At 53.3% G+C, this 19,992-nt stretch carries 18 protein-coding genes and 1 pseudogene; 7 read left to right on the top strand and 12 right to left on the bottom strand.

Translation table 11 applies throughout. The annotated features are described in order from the left end of the window. Nucleotides 1-352: 352 nt before the first annotated feature. Nucleotides 353-469: pseudogene (locus tag IEX86_RS24950) on the top strand (spermidine/putrescine ABC transporter substrate-binding protein); the annotation flags it as partial. A 4-nt stretch (nucleotides 470-473) separates the two neighbouring features. Here the strand turns inward: IEX86_RS24950 and IEX86_RS04775 are convergent. Beyond that, on the bottom strand, nucleotides 474-2,042 hold the full coding sequence (locus tag IEX86_RS04775) for a sigma-54-dependent transcriptional regulator (RefSeq protein ID WP_188864984.1): 1,569 nt from the start codon (nucleotides 2,040-2,042) through the stop codon (nucleotides 474-476). Nucleotides 2,043-2,320: 278 nt separating this feature from the next. On the opposite strand from IEX86_RS04775, the gene phhA reads away from it, so the two are divergent. From phhA to IEX86_RS04760, 3 genes are read left to right on the top strand one after another with little or no spacing between them, the layout of a single operon-like run. Continuing rightward, complete coding sequence (phhA, locus tag IEX86_RS04770; RefSeq protein ID WP_188864983.1) at nucleotides 2,321-3,106, top strand: phenylalanine 4-monooxygenase; 786 nt, start codon at nucleotides 2,321-2,323, stop codon at nucleotides 3,104-3,106. Nucleotides 3,107-3,124: 18 nt separating this feature from the next. Continuing rightward, nucleotides 3,125-3,487 carry a 4a-hydroxytetrahydrobiopterin dehydratase gene (locus IEX86_RS04765; RefSeq protein ID WP_188864982.1) on the top strand — a complete coding sequence of 121 codons (363 nt, stop codon included), beginning with the start codon at nucleotides 3,125-3,127 and terminating at the stop codon, nucleotides 3,485-3,487. Continuing rightward, nucleotides 3,484-4,680 (top strand): amino acid aminotransferase, encoded by a 1,197-nt coding sequence (locus tag IEX86_RS04760; protein ID WP_188864981.1) that lies wholly within the window; start codon nucleotides 3,484-3,486, stop codon nucleotides 4,678-4,680. Before IEX86_RS04765 ends, IEX86_RS04760 begins: the two co-directional genes overlap by 4 nt. 32 nt (nucleotides 4,681-4,712) lie before the next feature. On the opposite strand, the gene IEX86_RS04755 is transcribed toward IEX86_RS04760, so the two are convergent. The 3 genes from IEX86_RS04755 to IEX86_RS04745 form a co-directional block, all read right to left on the bottom strand. Continuing rightward, nucleotides 4,713-5,501, bottom strand: a complete 789-nt coding sequence (locus IEX86_RS04755) for an SDR family oxidoreductase (protein ID WP_188864980.1) — start codon at nucleotides 5,499-5,501, stop codon at nucleotides 4,713-4,715. Nucleotides 5,502-5,611: 110 nt separating this feature from the next. Further along, nucleotides 5,612-7,033 (bottom strand): amino acid permease, encoded by a 1,422-nt coding sequence (locus IEX86_RS04750; protein WP_188864979.1) that lies wholly within the window; start codon nucleotides 7,031-7,033, stop codon nucleotides 5,612-5,614. 421 nt (nucleotides 7,034-7,454) lie between these two features. Further along, a complete protein-coding gene (locus IEX86_RS04745) occupies nucleotides 7,455-9,701 on the bottom strand; it encodes an ATP-binding protein (RefSeq protein WP_188864978.1) in 2,247 nt (748 codons plus the stop codon). 167 nt (nucleotides 9,702-9,868) lie between these two features. On the opposite strand from IEX86_RS04745, the gene IEX86_RS04740 reads away from it, so the two are divergent. Further along, nucleotides 9,869-10,927: an ArsO family NAD(P)H-dependent flavin-containing monooxygenase gene (locus IEX86_RS04740; RefSeq protein ID WP_188864977.1), complete on the top strand. Its 1,059-nt coding sequence runs from the start codon at nucleotides 9,869-9,871 to the stop codon at nucleotides 10,925-10,927. On the opposite strand, the gene arsH is transcribed toward IEX86_RS04740, so the two are convergent. The 4 genes from arsH to IEX86_RS04720 are packed head-to-tail and all read right to left on the bottom strand — an operon-like array spanning nucleotide 10,912 to nucleotide 13,792. Continuing rightward, complete coding sequence (arsH, locus tag IEX86_RS04735) at nucleotides 10,912-11,622, bottom strand: arsenical resistance protein ArsH (RefSeq protein ID WP_373290391.1); 711 nt, start codon at nucleotides 11,620-11,622, stop codon at nucleotides 10,912-10,914. The two genes, IEX86_RS04740 and arsH, sit on opposite strands and share 16 nt — an antisense overlap. A 15-nt stretch (nucleotides 11,623-11,637) precedes the next feature. Continuing rightward, nucleotides 11,638-12,105 carry an arsenate reductase ArsC gene (locus IEX86_RS04730; RefSeq protein WP_188864976.1) on the bottom strand — a complete coding sequence of 156 codons (468 nt, stop codon included), beginning with the start codon at nucleotides 12,103-12,105 and terminating at the stop codon, nucleotides 11,638-11,640. 16 nt (nucleotides 12,106-12,121) lie between these two features. Continuing rightward, nucleotides 12,122-13,405, bottom strand: coding sequence for an arsenic transporter (locus IEX86_RS04725; RefSeq protein WP_188864975.1), 1,284 nt, complete (start codon nucleotides 13,403-13,405; stop codon nucleotides 12,122-12,124). Nucleotides 13,406-13,435: 30 nt separating this feature from the next. Continuing rightward, entirely contained in the window at nucleotides 13,436-13,792 is a 357-nt protein-coding gene (locus IEX86_RS04720) for a metalloregulator ArsR/SmtB family transcription factor (protein ID WP_188864974.1), read from the bottom strand. Between the two features lie 149 nt (nucleotides 13,793-13,941). Between IEX86_RS04720 and IEX86_RS04715 the strand changes: the two genes are divergently transcribed. After that, nucleotides 13,942-14,544 (top strand): cyclodeaminase/cyclohydrolase family protein, encoded by a 603-nt coding sequence (locus IEX86_RS04715; RefSeq protein ID WP_188864973.1) that lies wholly within the window; start codon nucleotides 13,942-13,944, stop codon nucleotides 14,542-14,544. An 85-nt stretch (nucleotides 14,545-14,629) separates the two neighbouring features. On the opposite strand, the gene IEX86_RS04710 is transcribed toward IEX86_RS04715, so the two are convergent. After that, nucleotides 14,630-14,944 (bottom strand): hypothetical protein, encoded by a 315-nt coding sequence (locus IEX86_RS04710; RefSeq protein WP_188864972.1) that lies wholly within the window; start codon nucleotides 14,942-14,944, stop codon nucleotides 14,630-14,632. A 626-nt stretch (nucleotides 14,945-15,570) separates the two neighbouring features. Between IEX86_RS04710 and IEX86_RS04705 the strand changes: the two genes are divergently transcribed. Further along, nucleotides 15,571-16,041 carry an Hsp20 family protein gene (locus tag IEX86_RS04705; RefSeq protein WP_188864971.1) on the top strand — a complete coding sequence of 157 codons (471 nt, stop codon included), beginning with the start codon at nucleotides 15,571-15,573 and terminating at the stop codon, nucleotides 16,039-16,041. Nucleotides 16,042-16,393: 352 nt separating this feature from the next. Here the strand turns inward: IEX86_RS04705 and IEX86_RS04700 are convergent, their stop codons facing one another. Genes IEX86_RS04700 through IEX86_RS04690 form a run of 3 tightly spaced genes read right to left on the bottom strand, consistent with a single transcriptional unit; the run spans nucleotide 16,394 to nucleotide 19,987 of the window. Continuing rightward, entirely contained in the window at nucleotides 16,394-17,287 is an 894-nt protein-coding gene (locus IEX86_RS04700) for a hydroxymethylglutaryl-CoA lyase (protein ID WP_188864969.1), read from the bottom strand. After that, nucleotides 17,274-19,187 carry an acetyl/propionyl/methylcrotonyl-CoA carboxylase subunit alpha gene (locus tag IEX86_RS04695; protein ID WP_188864967.1) on the bottom strand — a complete coding sequence of 638 codons (1,914 nt, stop codon included), beginning with the start codon at nucleotides 19,185-19,187 and terminating at the stop codon, nucleotides 17,274-17,276. The genes IEX86_RS04700 and IEX86_RS04695 overlap by 14 nt, the downstream gene beginning before the upstream one ends. Further along, nucleotides 19,184-19,987 carry an enoyl-CoA hydratase-related protein gene (locus IEX86_RS04690; protein ID WP_188865324.1) on the bottom strand — a complete coding sequence of 268 codons (804 nt, stop codon included), beginning with the start codon at nucleotides 19,985-19,987 and terminating at the stop codon, nucleotides 19,184-19,186. Before IEX86_RS04690 ends, IEX86_RS04695 begins: the two co-directional genes overlap by 4 nt. Nucleotides 19,988-19,992: the final 5 nt, after the last annotated feature.

The following is a 19,992-nucleotide window of genomic DNA, read 5'->3' as shown; positions in this document are numbered from 1 at the left end:
TATTTGTGGCGCTGAATCACAAGCGCCTCAAGTTCGCCTTGGAGAGTCCGCACGCTGATTTATTTTTAAGTCACGGTACTGTTATCTCTGGATGAAAAACTAAATATGAACTTAATGTTTAGCCTTAAAAATAAATTTTAAGATACTGATATAAAAAGACATTTTTCTAGAATTTTCTGATTATGAAGTTGGTGAATCTCTCTCTGAGTGGGTATTTTTACCTTTCATCTTAATGTTAGATATAGAATTAAATTCTTTACTTAAGCTATTGATAATAAATGATTTAAATAGGTTGAACCGATTGCGCTAGCGGACCCATAACTAAACACCTCTAGCTAGTAAGCGCGGGAAAGGGGGCTCTTATGCGCAGCGCATGAGGCACATAAGCGTCTGGAATGCCGTCATGGATGAACACAACTACCTAGTACGTCCCTGGAATGAGTTTCTGCGTGCTCGTAAGGCAGCCTAAGAGGCTACCCGCAGGAACTAGCATGCTGACCAATGCCATACAACTTCAGCTTGTTGGCAATTGTGGTATGGGAGACACCAAGTCGCTTACCCAGTAGCCGACTGCTGGGATGTTGGGCAATCAACTGCTCCAGCACAGCCTTTTCGAATCGGCCAACAATCTGGTCGAGAGTGCCCTCAAGCGTGAAGTGCCCCAGAGGCTGTGGCGTACCGTAATCGGGTAGGCGGATGTGCTCGGGTTTCACCACTTTACCTTCTGCCAGGGAAACGGCCTGAAAAAGTGCGTTTTCCAACTGGCGAACATTGCCGGGCCACGGGTAATGACGCAGTCGTTCAAGCGCGGCGGGCGCCAGGGGCTTGAAAGAACAGCCAATCTGTCGGCTGGCCTGATCCAGGAAATGCTCAACCAGCGGCTCCAGCCCATCCAGACATTCACGCAGAGGCGGAATGTGCAGTGAAAGCACATTGAGACGGTGATAGAGGTCCTGGCGAAATTCACCTTGCATACATAAGTCTGAGAGATCTTGCTGGGTTGCGCAGATAACGCGGACATCCAGATAGACTTCTTGATCGCTACCCACCCGGCGAAACACTCCGTCTTGAAGAAACCGAACCAGCTTGGCTTGCAGGCGCAGGCTCATTTCGCCCACCTCGTCCAGAAACAGGGTGCCGCCAGCAGTAAGCTCCAGGAGCCCAAGCTTGCCTTCCGGGCGCGCGCCATCAAAGGCACCTGCGCTGTAACCAAATAGCTCGGTTTCTGCCATGGACTCAGGCAGGCCCGCACAATTAAGCACCATGAAGGGCGCTTGTCCGCGTGGGCTTGCCAGGTGACAGGCGCGTGCGAGCAGCTCCTTGCCAGTGCCGGTTTCGCCAGTGATCAGGAGCGGGGCATCGAGTGGTGCCATGCGTCGCGCTTCCCGAACCACAGCCGCCATAGATTTAGAGCTTTGGAAAATACTGTCGAACCCTCGCAGCTCCTGCTTGCGGACCTGATAGATACGCTCGCCCACTTGATCGGCACGATGCAAGGTCAGCACGGCGCCTGCCAGCGCTTCGCTATCGTCGTGCCCGGTTTGCAGAGGCGTAATATCGGCCAGAAAAACGTCGCCCTTGATCTGGATACGCAATCCATTGAGTCGGGATTTGTTGGCGCGAACCAGTTCAGGCAGGTCCAGCTCATCTACGTATTTGGAAAGCGCCATGCCGGGGACTTCATCCACCCGAGCGCCCAGCAACTGTGCTGCTGCGCGGTTGGCCGCTACGATGTGGCCTGCCATGTCGATCGACAGTACCGGAAACTCTAGCGCGCCAAGTAGGGTATTCAGCTCCAGATGACGGCGTTCGCTGGGCATGAGGCTGATGCGCCAGATATCAAACACCCCGGAGATGGCCGCAAGCTTTGGCCGTAGTGCCTGGAACTGCAGGTTGATCAGGTTGGGACAATACAGATAGACCGTATTGCCCTGGTCACCGCCGACTTCGCCACGGGCTACGTTGATCCCATAGTCGGCCAGTAGGTTGAGCATGTCGCGCAGAATGCCTACGCGATTCTGACATAGCACTTTGATACGCATTGAGCAGGCCCATTGTTGTGATTATGGCGGGCGTTACAGCCAACTTTTTCAGTTAGCTTTAAATTGCCTGTCAAGAATATGTGCCAATAACGATACTTATCAAGCGATCCACGTGGGCTTTATCGGCTCGATTACAGCCCGCCGTAAAGATTTTCTTACAGCACTCTTCTGTCAAAGAAGCTCTTTTCACGTGATTCTGCGATACAGAAAGGTCTTTGAGGCGTTATTGCTAAAGCCATACAACAAGACCCAGCGGCAGTGGCCGTCAAGGAGGCTATATGAAAGGCACGCAGTACGTGGCGAGAAAACCGGATGAATCCGGTTTTATCCATTACTCGGACGACGAGCACGGGGTATGGAACACGCTGATCACCCGACAACTCAAGGTGATCGAAGGTAAGGCCTGCCAGGAGTACCTGGATGGAATCACTCAGCTTGACCTGCCGATGGACCGTATCCCGCAGTTGTCCGAAGTAAATCGCGTACTTGAGCACACCACTGGCTGGCGCGTGGCACAAGTACCCGCGCTGATCCCCTTCGAGACGTTTTTCGCCTTGTTGGCCAGCAAGCAGTTTCCAGTCGCCACGTTTATACGTACCCGAGAAGAGTTGGACTACTTGCAGGAGCCCGACATCTTTCATGAAATTTTTGGCCACTGCCCGCTGCTGACCAATCCCTGGTTTGCCGAATTTACCCATACCTACGGCAAACTGGGACTGGCTGCCTCCAAGGAGCAGCGTATCTTTCTGGCGCGTCTGTACTGGATGACCATTGAGTTCGGACTGGTAGATACTCCTGTGGGCCGCAAGATTTACGGGGGCGGTATCCTGTCATCCCCCAAGGAAACGGTGTATTCGCTTTCCGCCGAGCCGGAGCATCTGCCGTTCGATCCGATTGAAGCCATGCGCACCCCGTATCGAATCGATATCCTGCAACCGGTCTATTTCGTATTGCCCGAACTCAAGCGATTGTTCCAGGTCGCTCATGAAGACATCATGGGGATGGTCCATGAAGCCATGCAGCTTGGGCTCCATAAACCCCGCTTTCCGCCTAAAGCAGCCTGATACCAATAAGGAGAACACATGACTGCTACTGCATTGAAACAAGGCCACTGTGAGGCTTGCAGCGCTGATGCTCCTAAAGTCAGTGAAGAAGAGCTGGCTGAGCTGATCCGGCAGATTCCCGACTGGAACATTGAAGTGCGTGACGGAATCATGCAGCTGGAGAGGGTGTTTCGGTTCAAGAATTTCCGTTATGCCCTGGCGTTTACCAACGCTGTTGGCGCTATTGCCGAAGAAGAAGGGCATCATCCCGGTCTTCTAACGGAATGGGGCAAGGTAACGGTGACCTGGTGGAGCCACTCGATCAAGGGGCTTCATCGTAACGATTTCATCATGGCAGCCCGCACTGATGACGTCGCGGCTACTGCGGAGGGCCGGAAGTGAGCCATTTCAACAGGGTCGACTGGGTAGCCGGCGACCCTATTATGGGGCTGTTGGAAGCGTTCCGGGCTGATCCCAATCCTGCCAAGCTGGACCTAGGCGTGGGTGTGTACAAAGACCAGCAAGGTCTTACGCCTATTCCCAAGGCTGTCAAGCTGGCGGAGCAGGCACTGATTGGCAGTGAGCAGACCAAGAGTTATATCGGTGGTCACGGTGATGTGAGTTTTGGGACCTACCTGCTGCATCTCGTCTTGGGAGCACACAGTCCCGTGATTGATGACAAGCGAGCAGGGTGCACCCAAACGGCCGGAGGAACAGGGGCCCTCCGATTGACGGGGGAGTTCATTGCGCAGTGTCTGCCGGGCAAGGGGATCTGGTTGAGTCAGCCGACGTGGCCGATTCACGAGACGCTGTTCCAGGCCGCCGGGCTTTCAATCAGTCACTATCCTTATGTAGGAGCCGATAATCGTCTCGATGTAGCCGGCATGCTTCAGGCGATGCGGCAGATTCCCCGTGGCGATGTCATCTTGCTGCATGCCTGCTGCCACAATCCGACCGGTTTTGACCTAAGCCGCTCTGATTGGCAGCAGGTGCTGGATGTTGTGAAGGAGCGTGAGCTACTGCCGTTGTTCGACTTTGCCTACCAAGGCTTTGGTGACGGGCTGGAGGAGGATGCCTGGGCAGTCAGGCTGTTCGCTCAAGCGCTGCCGGAGCTTTTGATTACCAGCTCCTGCTCGAAGAACTTTGGTCTCTATCGAGAACGTACCGGTGGGTTAATCGTTATCGCAGAAAATGCAGACCGTCTATTGGCTGTGCGCAGCCAGCTGGCCTCAATTGCGCGTAATCTGTGGTCGACACCACCTTCCCATGGTGCGGCTGTCGTGGCGGAGATCTTGGGAAGCACCTCACTGCGTACAGTATGGCAGGATGAGGTGGAGGCCATGCGTAATCGCATCATGAGTCTGCGTAAAGGGCTGGTCGAGGCGCTGATCCCCTTTGGCTTGAACGAGCGCTTTGCGCACATTGCCGAGCAGCGTGGCATGTTCTCGTATACAGGCCTTACACCAGAGCAGGTCGCAGCGCTTAAAGAGCGTTATAGCGTTTATCTTGTCAGTAGCGGTCGGGCCAACGTCGCCGGGCTGGATGAGAACCGGCTCGATGAATTAGCGCGTGCCATTGCAGAGGTGTCTCGGTAACGGAGATGCCGGCCAGACGCCGGCATTTCTTTTTAAAACGTACCTTGATATTGCCCGCCATCGAGCAGCACATTCTGGCCTGTCATGTAACTGGCGTGCTGGCTGCATAAGAAGGCGCACACGGCGCCAAATTCCTCTGCCGTTCCAAAGCGGCGTGCCGGTATCGTCTGTAGTCGCTGTTGAGCAATGTCTGACACCTCTATGCCAGCAACCTGGGCGGAGCGCTGCAAGGTCTTTTGCAAGCGATCCGTGTCAAATGAGCCTGGCAAGAGATTGTTGATTGTTACGTTGCGCTCTGTCAGACGCGCCTGACGCGCCAGTCCGGCTACAAAACCCGTCAGGCCGCTACGGGCACCGTTGGATAAACCCAGGATGTCGATCGGGGCTTTGACGGCTGATGACGTAATATTCACGATCCGACCAAACCCACGGGCTGCCATACCATCGACAGTAGTCTTGATGAGTTCGATGGGTGTCAGCATGTTGGTTTCGACCGCGCTCAGCCAGTCATCCCGAGTCCAATCGCGAAAGTCACCTGGCGGCGGCCCGCCTGCGTTGTTTATGAGGATGTCGACGTGGGGGCAGGCAGATACAACCGCCTGACGGATATTTTCATGACTGATGTCGCCCGCGACACAGCGGACCTCAATCATCGGATTGAGCGAGCGTAGATAGGCTGCCGTTTCTTCCAGTGCTTCAACGCCGCGTGCGTTGACAACCAGATTAACACCTTCCTGAGCCAGTGCACTGGCGCAACCTTTACCTAGCCCTTTGCTGGCAGCACATACTACGGCCCAACGTCCCGAGATGCCTAAGTCCATCGCCCTTTCTCCCATGTTGAATACTAAGATCCAAGTATTAGGCTACGGCGAGATGGAAAAGTTGATGCAGACGAGGGAGTCCTGGACCCGTAAGGGTCCAGGGTTGGCGCTTAATCAGCCGAGGAGGCTGCAAGAGGTGACGCTGCCGTATCGGCATTCGGCTTACGCTTGAGGCGATAGCAGGCAACCATGACGATCAGCCATATCGGTATGGCATAAACCGAAATATTGATTCCAGGGATCAGAAGCATTGTGCCAAGGATAAACACAACAAATGCCAGGCACAGATAGTTGCCGTAGGGATACCAGAATGCTTTAAACGCCGTGCTAACCCCCATGTGCTTCATCTGAGCGCGGAATTTCAGATGCGCCAGACTGATCATTGCCCAGTTGATTACTAGCGTTGCCACAACGAGCGACATCAGTAGTTCAAGTGCCTGCTTTGGCATCAGGTAGTTCACGATTACGGCCAGGAAGGTAATCGCTGCCGAGAACAGGAGGGCCCTTACGGGTACGCCGCGTTGATCGACCTTTGCCAGGAAGCGAGGTGCGTCGCCCTGCTCGGCAAGACCCAGCAACATACGCCCATTACAGTAGCAGCCACTGTTATAGACGGACAGCGCTGCTGTCAGCACCACGAAGTTCAGGATGTGAGCCGCTGCATCACTCCCGATCAATGAAAAGATCTGTACGAAGGGGCTGCCACTGTACGCATCACCGGAGGCAGTCAGCGTTTGTACCAGCGAGTCCCAAGGCTTGAGGGACAGCAGGATGACAAGTGCTCCAACGTAGAAAATCAGGATACGGTAGATCACTTGGTTAATCGCTTTGGGAATAACCTTCTTGGGTTCCGAAGCCTCAGCAGCCGTAAAGCCAAGCATTTCCAGGCCGCCAAACGAAAACATGATGATGGCCATGGACATGACCAGCCCCTGAACACCATGGGGGAAGAAGCCGCCATGTGACCATAGGTTGCTAACAGAAGCCTGCGGATCACTGCCGCCGATGAGCAGGTAAGTACCCAACAGGATCATGCCAATAATGGCGACAACCTTAATGATCGCAAACCAGAATTCAGCCTCGCCAAACATTTTTACATTGGCTAGGTTGATGGCATTGACTAGCAGGAAGAAGACAGCAGCACTGACCCAGGTGGGAATCTCCGGCCACCAGTAATGAATGTATTTGCCGACAGCGGTCAGCTCGGACATGCCTACCAGAATGTAAAGTACCCAGCAGTTCCAGCCCGAAAGAAAACCGGCAAAACCTCCCCAGTACTTGTGAGCAAAGTGGCTGAACGAGCCCGCCACAGGTTCTTCAACAATCATCTCGCCCAGTTGGCGCATGATGAGAAAAGCGATGAATCCAGCCAGCGCATAGCCTAGGATCATTGAGGGACCGGCCGACTGAATGACGCCTGCCGAGCCAAGAAATAAACCAGTACCAATAGCACCGCCCAGGGCTATCAATTGGATATGGCGATTTTTCAGGCCACGTTTGAGTGTACCCGACTGGGTGTTACGACCAACCATTTAAACGTCCTCACGCAAGGTATTGTTATTGTGCGGTGTGAAGCGTGTCTATGCGAAGGCCAAACTAGGTAAAAATATCGCAGGTGCTCCGCCTTTTATCGGTTGAAGCACTCTTTTGGGTAATACACGCGTGATAGGCATGGTTAATCAAGCCCGGCTCAGGGCGTAGGAGCAGGCAGTCTACAGTCAGGATCATGCGTCACCTTTTATTGTTGTATGTGACGGAGCGGACGTACCAGACGTGGTAACAGGAGTGTCCTTTCCAGTGCAGTTATCTGAACTCAAGAAAGAACGGGTAACAACCCTGGATAAGAGAAGGGATGCGAGTGACCCTAGAGAAAGTGTCACATTTTTCTGACAGGCCCTCTAAAACCCACTTCATATGGCACGTGCTGTAAAGGTTTTTTGACGGGCAGATGCATCAGTTGGCGGCTGGCTCCTGAGACGGATTTGCTAATGGCAGTGTAAAGTGAAATGTACTGCCTTGACCTGGACCGCTAACAGCCCAGATCCGACCTCCATGTGCCTCTACGATCCCCTTGCTGATAAACAGACCCAGCCCGGTACCTGTTGGGTTGCCTGTCTTGACGTGCCAGTAGCGATCAAAGATATGCTCGAGCGCTTCGCTTGAAATCCCTACGCCACTGTCCTTGATAGAAAAACAGGCATGATCGTTTTCGCGCGTTATGGACACTTCGATGCTGCCACCCGCAGGGGTAAACTTGACGCCATTGCTGATCAGGTTCGAGAGCACTTGAAAGAGCCGTTCGGCATCTGCGTAAAGCACGACGCCTTCCTCAGCATGAGTGGTGAGCTGGATGGACTTGGTCTCGGCCAATGTATGCAATAGCTGCGCTGCCTGATGAACCAGACTTGATGCATCATGGAGCTGAGGTGAGATCTGGAAACGGCCTGATTCGATCTTGGACAGGTCCAGAAGGTCGCCAATCATGCTGTTCATACGCGTAGCAACGGTCTGAATGATATTGATTGCCGACAGTAACCGTTTGGATGACTCACGCTGATCGCCCACCACCATGCGCTGCATGATGCCTGCCTGCATGGTAACAATGGTCATGGGATTGCGAAGATCATGCGAGACAACGGCGACAATTTCATCGCGGGCACGCACTGCCTCGCGCTCACGGGCAACCTGTAGCGCCAAGTCAATTTCTATGGCCGATCGACGCAGGTCTTTTACCGCGTAGATGTCTCCTGGTAGCCAGCGCTTGGAGCGTCCCCGTACCTGCTCTTGCCAGACAGCAAAACTACGACGCGGATGAGGCCGCAGTTGGCCGGTTGTCGGATCGGCCTCGAGTGGTTTATTGGGGTTACCACTCCATTTAACGGTTTTAATCAGTTCCGGCCTGAACCACAGGACCATGTTGGTAACAGGCTTGGGTAGCGTAATCGCTATCAGGCCACTGCCTAGATGAGCATAGGCGGAAGCTTCGGACAATTCATAAGGCAGGCAGCGCGTATGGAAAACACCGCTGTCGCTCATTTGCGATTCAGCCCATTTGGCCAAGGCTTTGATTTCATGATCGCCAGGGCAGTCACCCACTGTCAGTACATGTTGGCCTACAAGAATGGCCGCACCGCTGGCATCTGCAACGTCCAACAGATCCTGACCCTTGCTCATCAGGCCAATCAGAGCCTCGTCATCCGCTTCATGCATTGCATCAACCAGCCGAGAGAGGTGATCTTGTTTGGCCTCGCGTTGCTGCTGCGCGTCCTTTTCCTGGAGCGCATTAATCTGCAAGGACATTAACTCGCCGATGGTTTGGCAAGCGGCGCGGGTTTGATAGGGCAGGTAATGAGGCTCTCGATGTCCACAGCTGATCAGCCCCCACAGTGCATCACCCTGCATGAGCGACACGCTCATTGACGCGCGTAAGCCCTGGTAGCCGATATACTCTCGATGCACTGGTGATACGCTACGCAATACTGCACAGCTGAGATCCACAGGCTTTCCTGTATCGCTTCTCGTGGCAGGTACGAGGGGCACTGGCTCGTACCGAGCATCGGGTATCAGGCGAATCCAGTTGTGCTCATAAAGCTTACGGGCCTGAGCTGGAATGTCAGAAGCCGGAAAACGTAATTCAAGGTAGGGATCTACTTCCGGATGGCGATCTTCTGCCACAACCTGGCCGTCACCTTCGTCGTCAAAGCGATATACCACGACGCGGTCAAAACCGGTCAGCGCTCTGACTTCTTCTACAACAACCTGCTGTAGATCTTCCAGGGTTCGTGCTTTTTGCAAGCGTCGCAGCCTGCGCGAGTTAAGCATGCTGTCAGGTTGGACGGGAGAGCTGATGGGTTCCAGTTCAAGAAAGATCAGGCCGTCATGTTGGTGCAGCAGACCTTCATATTCACGGTTCCCCACTGTCATGGGCAGTGGATTGCTCTCGTCGAAGTGAGGCTGCCGAAGCGCTTCTTGAACACGCAGGAACTCTTGGGTATTCAAGATATTTGCCAGAGGCTGATCAAGTATCGCGTCTACCTCGCAGTTCAGCAGTACCGGAAGGTTGGCGCTGATATGCTGAACACGCATATCGACTTGCCCGAAGGCGAGCAGAAAACCATGGGGCTGGATAGCGCCTGGAATATGAATGGGCTCGCTCTCGCAGCGTATGGGATCGGCTTCGCGTTGATCAAGGCCAGTCATGCCGAATGTAAACTCCTTCTAATCCAAGGCTGGGCGGATCCTTATCAGCACCTAGCCTGTTATAGATGTGACTGCGTTTTGCCTTTATCGTTTGATCGGTGTGACGAAGCGGCAGCGCTCCAGGCGCTCGGGATGTATCGTTAATTTCAGCAGGAGCGTAAAGGTCTATGCGGCAGATTGATGTGGCTATTGTAGGCGGAGGGCAGTCTGCCCTTGCAGTTGCCTATTTCCTGCGTCGTACGTCTCGCTCCTTTGTTCTATTGGACGCAGAGTCTGGCCCGGGGGGAGGCTGGAGGCATGGTTGGGAGTCTCTACATCTCTTTTCACCGGCCAGCTCCAGTTCAATCCCTGGCTGGCCCATGCCCGCCACAGACGAAGAAACGCCTTCGCGCGACCACGTATTGGCTTACCTCGCCCGTTACGAGCAGCGTTATGCGCTGCCTATCGAGCGTCCCGTGTGGGTGGACGCCGTAGAGCGACATGCGGAGGGCTTACTGGTCAAGGTAGGCGCAACGACATGGCTGGCGCAGGCCGTTGTCAGTGCAACTGGAACATGGCGACATCCCTACACGCCGTGCTACCCAGGGCAGGAGCTGTTTCAGGGGCAGCAGATACACTCTGCGCGCTATGTCAATGCCAGCGCTTTTTCGGGCCAAAAGGTATTGGTTGTCGGGGGTGGGAATTCAGGTGCGCAGATTCTGGCCGAGGTTTCCAAGGTTGCAGATACCTGCTGGGTTACGCTGGCGGAACCCCAGTTCTTGCCAGACGATGTGGATGGGCGTGTCTTGTTTGAGCGAGCTACCGAGCGCTGGCGGGCCCAACAGGAGGGACGCGCTTTGGAGGAGCCTGCAGGCAGGCTCGGTGATATTGTCATGGTACCAAGCGTGAAAGAGGCAAGAGCGCGAGGCGTTCTACAAGCGGTGCGACCCTTTGAACGATTTACGGGCAAGGGGGTAGTTTGGGCAGATGGCCGTGAAACGAAAGTGGACGCGGTTATCTGGTGTACCGGCTTCAGGCCTGCATTAACGCATCTGGCATCATTAAGCCTTGTGTCCGATGGAAGGGTAGAGGTTGATCAAACCCGCTCCGTCAGGGAGCCTCGTGTGTGGCTCGTTGGATACGGCGAATGGACAGGTATGGCCTCGGCAACGTTGATTGGCGTTACCCGAACGGCACGTAGCACCGTTAAGGAGATCGAGGCCTATCTGGATCAGAGGGAGCGCTGATTGACGCGTTGGGACAGCGCCTCGGCCGATTCCTTACGTTCTGAGTAACGATCGACCAGATACGTCTGGCGCCCACGAAGCAGCAGCGTGAATTTCATCAATTCTTCCATGACATCCACCAGACGATCGTAGTAGGGCGATGGTTTCATTCGATCTGCCTCATCGAACTCCAGAAAAGCCTTGGGCACGGAGGACTGGTTTGGGATTGTAAACATACGCATCCAGCGTCCTAATACCCGGAGCTGATTTACGGCATTAAAAGATTGTGAGCCACCGCAAACCTGCAATAGGGCAAGCGTCTTGCCTTGAGTAGGGCGGACGGCCCCAATAGCTAACGGAACCCAGTCAATCTGTGCTTTGAAAACAGCGCTTATCGAGCCATGTCGCTCAGGTGAGCACCATACCTGACCCTCAGACCATTGCATCAATTCACGCAGTTCAACGACTTTCTCATGGGTATCGCGTGCATCATCAGGCAAGGGTAGGCCTGAAGGATTAAAAATCCGCACCTCAGCACCGAAGTGTTCCAGTAAGCGGGCGGCTTCCTGTGTCAGCAGGCGACTGAAAGAGCGCTCGCGATTAGACCCATAGAGCAGCAGGATTCTAGGCTTATGGGGCAGCGGCGGCGGCTTGTCCAGGCGATCAATTGCCGGAATATCGGCCAGGGAAAAGTCCAGGTTGGGCAGGTTATCCAAGGGAAGGGCTCCTCATCAGTTGCCAAGCGCATCAACAGCGCTTTTGAGTTCGTCTGCGCTCAGACGGTCAAACGGCAGGGCCAGGAAGGCTCGTACACGCTGTTCAATAATCTGTAGCGTTGTTTCGAATGCTTGCTGAATATCCGCCTCGCTTCCTTCAAGCGCAGACGGGTCCTCTATTCCCCAATGTGCTTTCAAGGCGTTACCAAAATAGGCAGGACACGCTTCGCCAGCCGCCCGGTCGCAGACGGTAATAACTACATCAGGGGGAGCATCAGCAAACTCATCGGAAGACTTACTGTAGAGCCCTTGTATTGTAATACCAGCCCTTATTAAAACCTCTATTGTTAACGGACTGACTTGCCCGCTCGGATAGCTACCAGAGCTGACCGCCTCGAATCCTTCAGGCGCCAAATGATTGAAAACAGCTTCGGACAATATGCTGCGGCAGCGATTGTGGGTGCACATAAACAAGACTTTCATAAAGGCTCCTTGACGCTTATAGGGTTAACCGCACAGCAAGCGCGGCAAGAGTAGCCAATAGAACCGGCAAGGTAAGCACGATACCTACCTTGAAGTAGTAGCCCCAAGTGATGGTGATGTTCTTGCGGGCGAGCACATGCAGCCAGAGCAGGGTGGCCAGACTTCCAATCGGAGTAATCTTTGGACCCAGATCACTACCAATGACATTGGCATAAATCATGGCGTGCTGGACAACGCCTGTAGCTTCGCTGTCGTGGATTGAAAGTGCTCCAATAAGAACGGTTGGGAGGTTGTTCATGATGGAGGAGAGCAGTGCAGTTAGCAGCCCGGTTCCAAGGGCTGCGCCCCATACACCGTACTGGGCGCAATAATTCAATGCTTGTGTCACGTAGTCTGTTAACCCTGCGTTGCGTAACCCATACACAACCAGGTACATCCCGAGTGAGAAGACTACGATCTGCCACGGCGCATCTTTGAGCACCTTCTGCGTACTGATCACATGGCCACGTGCTACGATCACGAACAAGAGCAGGGCACAGACAGCAGAGATGGCGCTGATGGGTACACCCATGGGCTCGATGATAAAGAAACCAATCAGTAATAGCCCTAGCACCCACCATCCTGCGATAAACGTGGCACGGTCACGTATGGCTTCTCGCGGCTCCTTGATTTGAGCTAAATCATATCGCTTGGGAATATCACGACGGAAAAACCAGAGCAGCATTACTAGCGTAGCGAGAATACTAACGGCATTGACCGGCGCCATAATGGCTGCGTATTCGCCAAAGCCAATGCCGAAATAATCGGCCGAGACAATATTGACCAGGTTGGACACAACCAGAGGCAGACTGGCTGTATCGGCGATAAATCCAGCCGCCATGACAAATGCCAGGGTAGCCGCTGGCGAAAATCGCAAAGCCAGAAGCATGGCAATCACGATAGGCGTCAGGATCAGTGCCGCTCCGTCATTGGCAAACAAGGCGGACACTGCAGCACCCAGCAGGATAATGAAGGCAAACAGCCTGCGCCCATTACCGCCACCCCAGCGAGCCACGTGTAAGGCCGCCCATTCGAAAAAGCCTGCTTCATCCAGTAGCAGGCTGATAATAATAATGCCGATGAAGGTGGCGGTAGCATTCCAGACGATCTGCCACACCGTCGGAATATCACTCAGGCTTACTACGCCCGTCAGAAGGGCCAATACAGCGCCCAGGGATGCACTCCAGCCAACACCTAACCCTTTGGGCTGCCAGATCACCAGAACGATAGTTATCAAAAAGATGAGAAACGCAATCAGCATGTATAGGACTCGATAAGGATTGGCTTTAGATCAGCAACAAAGCGCCTTGCGCTTGGGGCGGTCACCCATGTTGAGCAGGCGTTCTACATCTGCCTTTAGCCATTCATGATTAGCTTCCAGCGTGCTTTTAAGGATGGTCTGTACCCACTCCGGTAATGTTGGGTGGAGGTGGTAATACACCCACTGTCCTTGGCGACGATCCGACAGCAAACCGCACTGTCGCAGTTGCGCCAGATGGCGAGAGATCTTTGGTTGGATATCGCCCAACGCACAGACAAGCTCACATACACATAACTCTTCTTCTTGAAGAATCAGTAATGTCATACGGGCGCGAGTCTCATCAGCCAAGCATTTGAACAGGAGCGAAGGGGTCAGGGATTCGGACATATAGCCTCCGTCATCGAACGGGCGCACTATAACTAACATATGGGAAAACGAATATATGAATTTTCATATATTCTCAAATCGACCAACGACGGAAACGTATGCGTTGCGTAACTGTTCTGATAAGAACAAACAGAAGCGGGTAGATAGCCATGAGCAGCATCTGGGACATGACATTACAAGCCTTTCGTGATGCGACAGCTGCGGATAGCTCAACCCCTAGTTGCGGGGCAGCAGCAGTCGTTGCCGCTACGATGGGAAGTGCATTGATACTGATGGCATTGCGGATCAGCGAAACCAAATCGGCCGATCCCGCACGGGCTGAGCTTATTGAGCGCGTTGAGAAGCAGATGAAGACGCTTAGTGCTTATGCTGACGCAGATGTAAAAGCCTTTGAGCGTTATATGCAGGCAGCTCGTCTACCCGAGCAGATAAGACAGCGGGAGGTTGGTGTTCAGCGTGCTGCGGTAGGGGCCACACAGGTACCGTTGAACACAGCAAAAACCTGTGTTGAACTGCTTGGCTTGGCGGAAGAAGGGATTCCCTTTACATCTGACAAAGTGCAGAGCGACATACTCTCGGGCAGTCTCTTACTGCAAGGGGCGCTGTCTGCGGTGCTGCTTAATGTCGATGCGAATACTGAACTGTTGGACGAAGACGGAATACGAAAGCAGGCGATTGAAAAACGCCAGCAGCTTGAGCAGCAAGCCAGCAAGCGCCTGCAGTTAATCAGACAGGCAATACAGGACCGTTAATAGCTTTTGTATAGGCGTAGCAAAGCATTTGGCTTGAACAGCCAAATGCGCATTAAGCCGTAGCGATGTACGTGAAAGAAAAGAGTTAGGTCGCTTTCTCGATGGCCAGAGCCAGTAGCTCCTTGGGTTCTAGATCACGGCCTAGTACATCAATCACACCCGGCGTAAAACTGGCAGTAATTTTTTCGGGGTTGGACTTCCAGCCCTGAAGAATCATCAACGTTGCCTTCTGCCCATTCTTGTGAATCACCCGCAGGGATGCACAGGATAGCTTTGTCAGAAGCGCTTCAATCTCGGTAATTTCTTCAGCACCGTGCGGGATGATGATCAATTCATTGCGTTTGCGATCATCAAAGAAAATTTCTTCTGTACGGCGTAAAGCATTGTTGTATTTGGCCATCAAAGTATCTCGAAATCGGTAGGGAGACGGGAGCAAAGGCTCTGAACCAGTCTCAACATTGCCGGAATTCCCATCAGCTACGAACAATAACCTGTTCGGCTTGAACCTCGCCTGGGGTGACTTCCAGACGGTCTGAAACGGGTTTTCCAGCAGCTTTAGCGTCTGTAGTACGCTGGCGTTCTACAAACGTCTTCCAATTTAATGGGGGCAACCGTTACGAGCAGTAACTCGACAACAACGGCGAGACTCGGCGGGGATCAAAATTTCGTTACTGAATCAACTTTTAAATTCAGCGCATTAAAACAATGCTCAAACCCGTCCACACTCACGTGTTTAAAAGGGTAGCGTTCATAGCGATTGAAAAGTGAGACGTATGTCTCGTTATTGTGTTTTGCTGTCTTCTGATCGTCATAAACCCGACGCCACTTTGAAAGAAGATGTATCGATAAGCAGCGAAGCCATATTTATCTACTGACTTTAGCACCTATTGATCAATAGAACGCGGACTTTACCGCCTGTCGGGCATATCGCTTGAAAAACAAAGGGCGGTCCTTATATGGGATCGAGTAGGGTGCCGAAAGCTGGGCCCTGCTTTGAAACTTGCTGATGCTTCAGGAGATTTCCATATGAATACTGCATTTTCTCTTGCTCCTCTGTTTCGTCATTCTGTTGGATTCGATCGCTTCAACGATCTTTTTGAATCCACTCTGCGCAACGAGTCGAGCAGCACCTATCCACCCTATAACGTGGAAAAGCATGGCAATGATCGCTATCGCATCGTGATTGCGGCCGCTGGTCTTACTGAGGGCGACCTTGAGCTTGAAGTAGAGCGGGGCGTGCTAACGGTGAAAAGTAGTCGCCGTGAAAAGAGCGCTGACAGCGTGACCTACCTGCACCAGGGTATAGCCCAGCGTGCGTTCAAGCTGTCCTTCCGCCTGGCAGACTATATCGAGGTGAAAGGTGCAGGCTTGCAAAACGGTCTGCTCAATATTGATTTGGTACGAGAGGTGCCTGAAGAGGCTAAGCCTAAGCGCATCGCTATCAATGGCCAGAGCCGTACAGACGAAAAACCTGCGTTGGAAGGTCAAGTCGCTTAAATCCTGGCCGTTGGCGCTAGTAAAAGGAGCCGTCATGCGGCTCCTTTTCTTATCTCTATGTAATACCAGCCTTTTTAGAAAAATAAAAAAGAGACTCTCTGGAAAAAACAAAAGCAATCAGAAGAGAGCAAGCATTCCATGGTCGCGTAAGTAAAAGAGCAAATGAGAGGGACATGTTTATTCAAGTCCTGTAATGGCTCAGGACATGGCCCGCTTCGAAGTGCCGGTGAAGTAGTAGGGATACTTCAAGCCCTGGCATCACTCTATGATCTGAACACACTGTCAAAGCAAGTGCCTCGAATATACGCCGTTACGAGAACCTGTAAGGCTCCCGTAATGGCGGGGCAGGCCATTAACACAGGGCTTTTGCCACACGAGAGCCATTTTCACGGCCTAATACCTTGCAGATTCGTTGGCCTGCTTCAATCAAGCGGGGGAGGTCAACATCAGTCTGAATGCCCAAGCCGTTCAGCATATAGAGCACATCTTCTGTAGCGACATTGCCGCTTGCGCCTGCCGCATAGGGGCAACCGCCCAGTCCCGCTACTGAACTGTCGATCACCGAGATACCTTCCAGAAGCGTGGCATAGATATTGGCCAAGGCTTGGCCATAGGTATCATGAAAATGTACCGCTAATTGTTGGCGGGGGACATCACGGCTGACAGTATCGATAAGCGTACGTGCAGGGCCGGGTGTACCTACGCCAATGGTGTCTCCAAGCGAAACCTCACGGCAGCCCATCTCGAACAAATCTCTTGCTACATAAGACACCTGTTGAGAGCTAATGCTTCCATCATAAGGACATCCCAACACGCACGATACATAGCCACGAACAGTCATTCCATGCTGCTTTGCGGCATCCATGACAGGTTCGAAACGCTTTAGGCTTTCAGCGATAGAGCAATTGATATTGCGTTGGGAAAAGCTCTCGGAAGCTGCTGCAAATACGGCGATTTCTTTGACTCCGGCCTCAAGGGCCGCTTCGAATCCCTTCATGTTAGGAGTCAAAGCGCTATATGTAATACCAGCCCTTTTATTGATTTTTAAAAATAAATCCAAACTACCTGCCATCTGGGGAACCCATTTGGGCGAAACAAAACTACCCACCTCAATGTAATCAAGGCCTGTCTCTGTCAGGTCGTTCACTAGCTCTAACTTAGCCTGGAGGCTGATCGGTTGCTTTTCATTCTGGAGGCCGTCACGCGGTCCCACCTCAACAACACGAACACGTTCAGGCAGCGACATCATTAGCCTCCATCTCAACCAGCGTTGAGCCTTCGCTGACCATGTCACCTTCGTGACAAAGGATTGCTCTTACAACTCCTGGGGCGTGAGCGCGAATAGTGTGCTCCATTTTCATGGCCTCCAGAACAACAAGGGGAGCGCCGGTTTCAACCGATTGGCCAGATTCGACCAATATACGGACGATGCTGCCATTCATAGGCGCGGTGAGCCCGCCAGAATGAGCTGTTTTGAAAGTTGCCGCCATCAGTGGATCAAAGCGGGTAACCGTGTGGGTTTCACCATTCCATTCCAGATAAAGCGTATCTTCGCGACGTTGCGCCTTAACGTTTCTGTCTTTACCGTCCCAGCTAACGCGCTGCATTTCTTCGTTGCAGGTCAATGTTAGTGCCTGCCGGTTTGGCAAGCCTGTCCGCCACCCCTTTAATACCTCCCATGGAGCGTAAGGATCATCAGCTCTTGCTGTTAATGGTTCGCTGGCGAGCCAACCTTGAGCAGCTGCTTGCCAGAAGGAGTCGTCATACGCTGGTGGGGTTGGCAAAAGTTCGTCCCGATACCGGGGGATGAAGCCTGTATCCAGCTCAGCCCTGGCAAAGTCAGAGTGGGCCAGCAACCGCTTGAGAAACGCCAGGTTAGTTCGGAGCCCACCCACTTGAGTTTGCTCAAGCATGGCAAGCAGGCGTAGTCTGGCTTCTTCGCGGCTTTCGCCCCAAGCGATAATTTTGGCCAGCATAGGGTCGTAGAAAGGGGAGATGGTGTCGCCCTCGATTACGCCGCTGTCGATCCGACGCCCCGGACCGCTGGTTGGCTCTTGGTAGAGATGCAGTGTACCGGTGGCAGGAAGAAAATCATTGTAAGGATCTTCCGCATAGAGCCGTACCTCCATGGCATGCCCGACAAGAGGAACCTGCTCCTGTGTGATAGGCAAGGCTTCACCCCGGGCTGTGCGAATCTGCCAGGCGACAAGATCCAGCCCTGTAATAGCCTCCGTCACAGGATGCTCTACCTGCAAACGTGTATTCATTTCCATGAAGAAAAATTCACCGCGGCCATCCAACAGAAACTCGACCGTACCGGCGCCTACATAGCCAATAGCTTGTGCAGCACGCACGGCTGCTTCTCCCATGGCCTTGCGTAGCGCAGGAGAAAGTCCTGGGGCAGGGGCTTCTTCTATAACTTTCTGGTGGCGACGTTGAATGGAGCAGTCGCGCTCGTTCAGGTACAAGCAATGACCATGCTGGTCGGCAAAGACCTGTATCTCGACATGCCGCGGCTTTAGCACATATTTCTCAACCAGCATGCGCGCATCGCCAAAAGCAGACTGCGCTTCACGCTGTGCGGAGGCGAGGGCATCGCTTAGGTCAGCTTCCTGTTCAACGATTTTCATGCCCTTGCCGCCACCGCCTGCAGCCGCTTTTAGCAGAACGGGATAGCCTATCTGCTCAGCGGCTTGCCTGAAGGTTTCAAGCGTCTGGTCTTCCCCATGGTAACCCGGCACCAAGGGGACACCCGCATTTCCCATCAGGGTTTTGGCAGCAGACTTGCTCCCCATAGACTCAATGGCCGAGGCGGGTGGCCCAAGAAACAGCAGGCCTGCCTCCTCAATCGCCCGAGCAAACGCAGCATTCTCAGAAAGAAAACCATACCCTGGGTGAATAGCCTGAGCACCACTGCTTTTGGCCGCCGCAATAATCTTATCGATGCATAAATAACTTTCGCCTGGTTTGCGGCCGCCCAGACTGATAGCTATATCTGCTTCGTGAACATGCCGGGCATCTGTATCGATATCGCTGTGCACAGCAACCGTTCTCATCCCCAATGATCTGGCTGTACGCATGATGCGGCAGGCAATCTCGCCACGGTTGGCAATCAGCAAGGTATGGAGAGGCTTTAATAGGCTCATGCGGAAGGCTCCTGCCAACTGGGCGTACGTTTCTCAAGAAAGGCACTTAGCCCTTCCTGTGCTTCAGGGCTTACCCGTAGCGCTGCAATAAAGTGCTGGGTATAACCCTTTAACTCATCATCCAGGGTTGCTGCTGTACCTACTTGCTGCAGCAGACTCTTACAGGCCTTAAGTGCTGCCGGGCTGTTAAGGAGAAGGTTGTTTTTCCACTCATTAACGGCAGCTTCAAGCTGATCCGCTGGGTAAACCTCGTCGAGCAGACCCAAGGCTTGAGCGCGGCCGCTAGAGAAGCGCTCCGCTGTGAGTGAGTAGCGACGTGTTGCCCGCTCGCCAATTGCCCGCACGACATAAGGACTGATAACAGCTGGAGCCAGTCCGATACGCACTTCAGAAAGACAGAACACCGCATCTTGAACACCGATGGCCATGTCGCAGCAGGCAATCAGCCCAAGCGCTCCGCCAAAGGCAGCGCCCTGTACAACAGCCAGGGTAGGTTGGGGCAGGCCGTGAAGTGTTTCCATCAATGTGCTCAGCCTTTGGGCATCGTCCTGGTTTTCCTTGAGGCTCAGCTTGGCTGAAGCCTGCATCCAGGCAAGATCAGCTCCAGCCGAAAAATGTCGGCCGCGGCCGCGCAGGATCAGAAACCGTATGGCCTCATCATGACCGATCACCTTAAGTGCCTGAATAAGCTCGGCGATTACCTCCGCATTGAACGCATTGTTCTTTTCCGGGCGGTTGAGCCACAAGGTGGCGACACCGCGACTGTCTTTATCGAGTTGCAACGTCTGGTAAGTCATCAGAGGAT

Source organism: Pseudomonas asuensis (assembly GCF_014646755.1).
GTDB lineage: Bacteria > Pseudomonadota > Gammaproteobacteria > Pseudomonadales > Pseudomonadaceae > Chryseomonas > Chryseomonas asuensis.
The sequence above is the reverse complement of the archived record's forward strand: the minus strand, read 5'-3'. Positions and strand labels throughout refer to the sequence as shown.

Coding starts and splice junctions, on each gene's coding strand:
- IEX86_RS04775 (WP_188864984.1), bottom strand. CDS start 2,042: ATGCGTATCAAAGTGCTATGTCAGAATCGCGTAGGCATTCTGCGCGAC.
- phhA (WP_188864983.1), top strand. CDS start 2,321: ATGAAAGGCACGCAGTACGTGGCGAGAAAACCGGATGAATCCGGTTTT.
- IEX86_RS04765 (WP_188864982.1), top strand. CDS start 3,125: ATGACTGCTACTGCATTGAAACAAGGCCACTGTGAGGCTTGCAGCGCT.
- IEX86_RS04755 (WP_188864980.1), bottom strand. CDS start 5,501: ATGGACTTAGGCATCTCGGGACGTTGGGCCGTAGTATGTGCTGCCAGC.
- IEX86_RS04750 (WP_188864979.1), bottom strand. CDS start 7,033: ATGGTTGGTCGTAACACCCAGTCGGGTACACTCAAACGTGGCCTGAAA.
- IEX86_RS04745 (WP_188864978.1), bottom strand. CDS start 9,701: ATGACTGGCCTTGATCAACGCGAAGCCGATCCCATACGCTGCGAGAGC.
- IEX86_RS04740 (WP_188864977.1), top strand. CDS start 9,869: ATGCGGCAGATTGATGTGGCTATTGTAGGCGGAGGGCAGTCTGCCCTT.
- IEX86_RS04730 (WP_188864976.1), bottom strand. CDS start 12,105: ATGAAAGTCTTGTTTATGTGCACCCACAATCGCTGCCGCAGCATATTG.
- IEX86_RS04725 (WP_188864975.1), bottom strand. CDS start 13,405: ATGCTGATTGCGTTTCTCATCTTTTTGATAACTATCGTTCTGGTGATC.
- IEX86_RS04720 (WP_188864974.1), bottom strand. CDS start 13,792: ATGTCCGAATCCCTGACCCCTTCGCTCCTGTTCAAATGCTTGGCTGAT.
- IEX86_RS04715 (WP_188864973.1), top strand. CDS start 13,942: ATGAGCAGCATCTGGGACATGACATTACAAGCCTTTCGTGATGCGACA.
- IEX86_RS04710 (WP_188864972.1), bottom strand. CDS start 14,944: ATGGCCAAATACAACAATGCTTTACGCCGTACAGAAGAAATTTTCTTT.
- IEX86_RS04705 (WP_188864971.1), top strand. CDS start 15,571: ATGAATACTGCATTTTCTCTTGCTCCTCTGTTTCGTCATTCTGTTGGA.
- IEX86_RS04700 (WP_188864969.1), bottom strand. CDS start 17,287: ATGTCGCTGCCTGAACGTGTTCGTGTTGTTGAGGTGGGACCGCGTGAC.
- IEX86_RS04695 (WP_188864967.1), bottom strand. CDS start 19,187: ATGAGCCTATTAAAGCCTCTCCATACCTTGCTGATTGCCAACCGTGGC.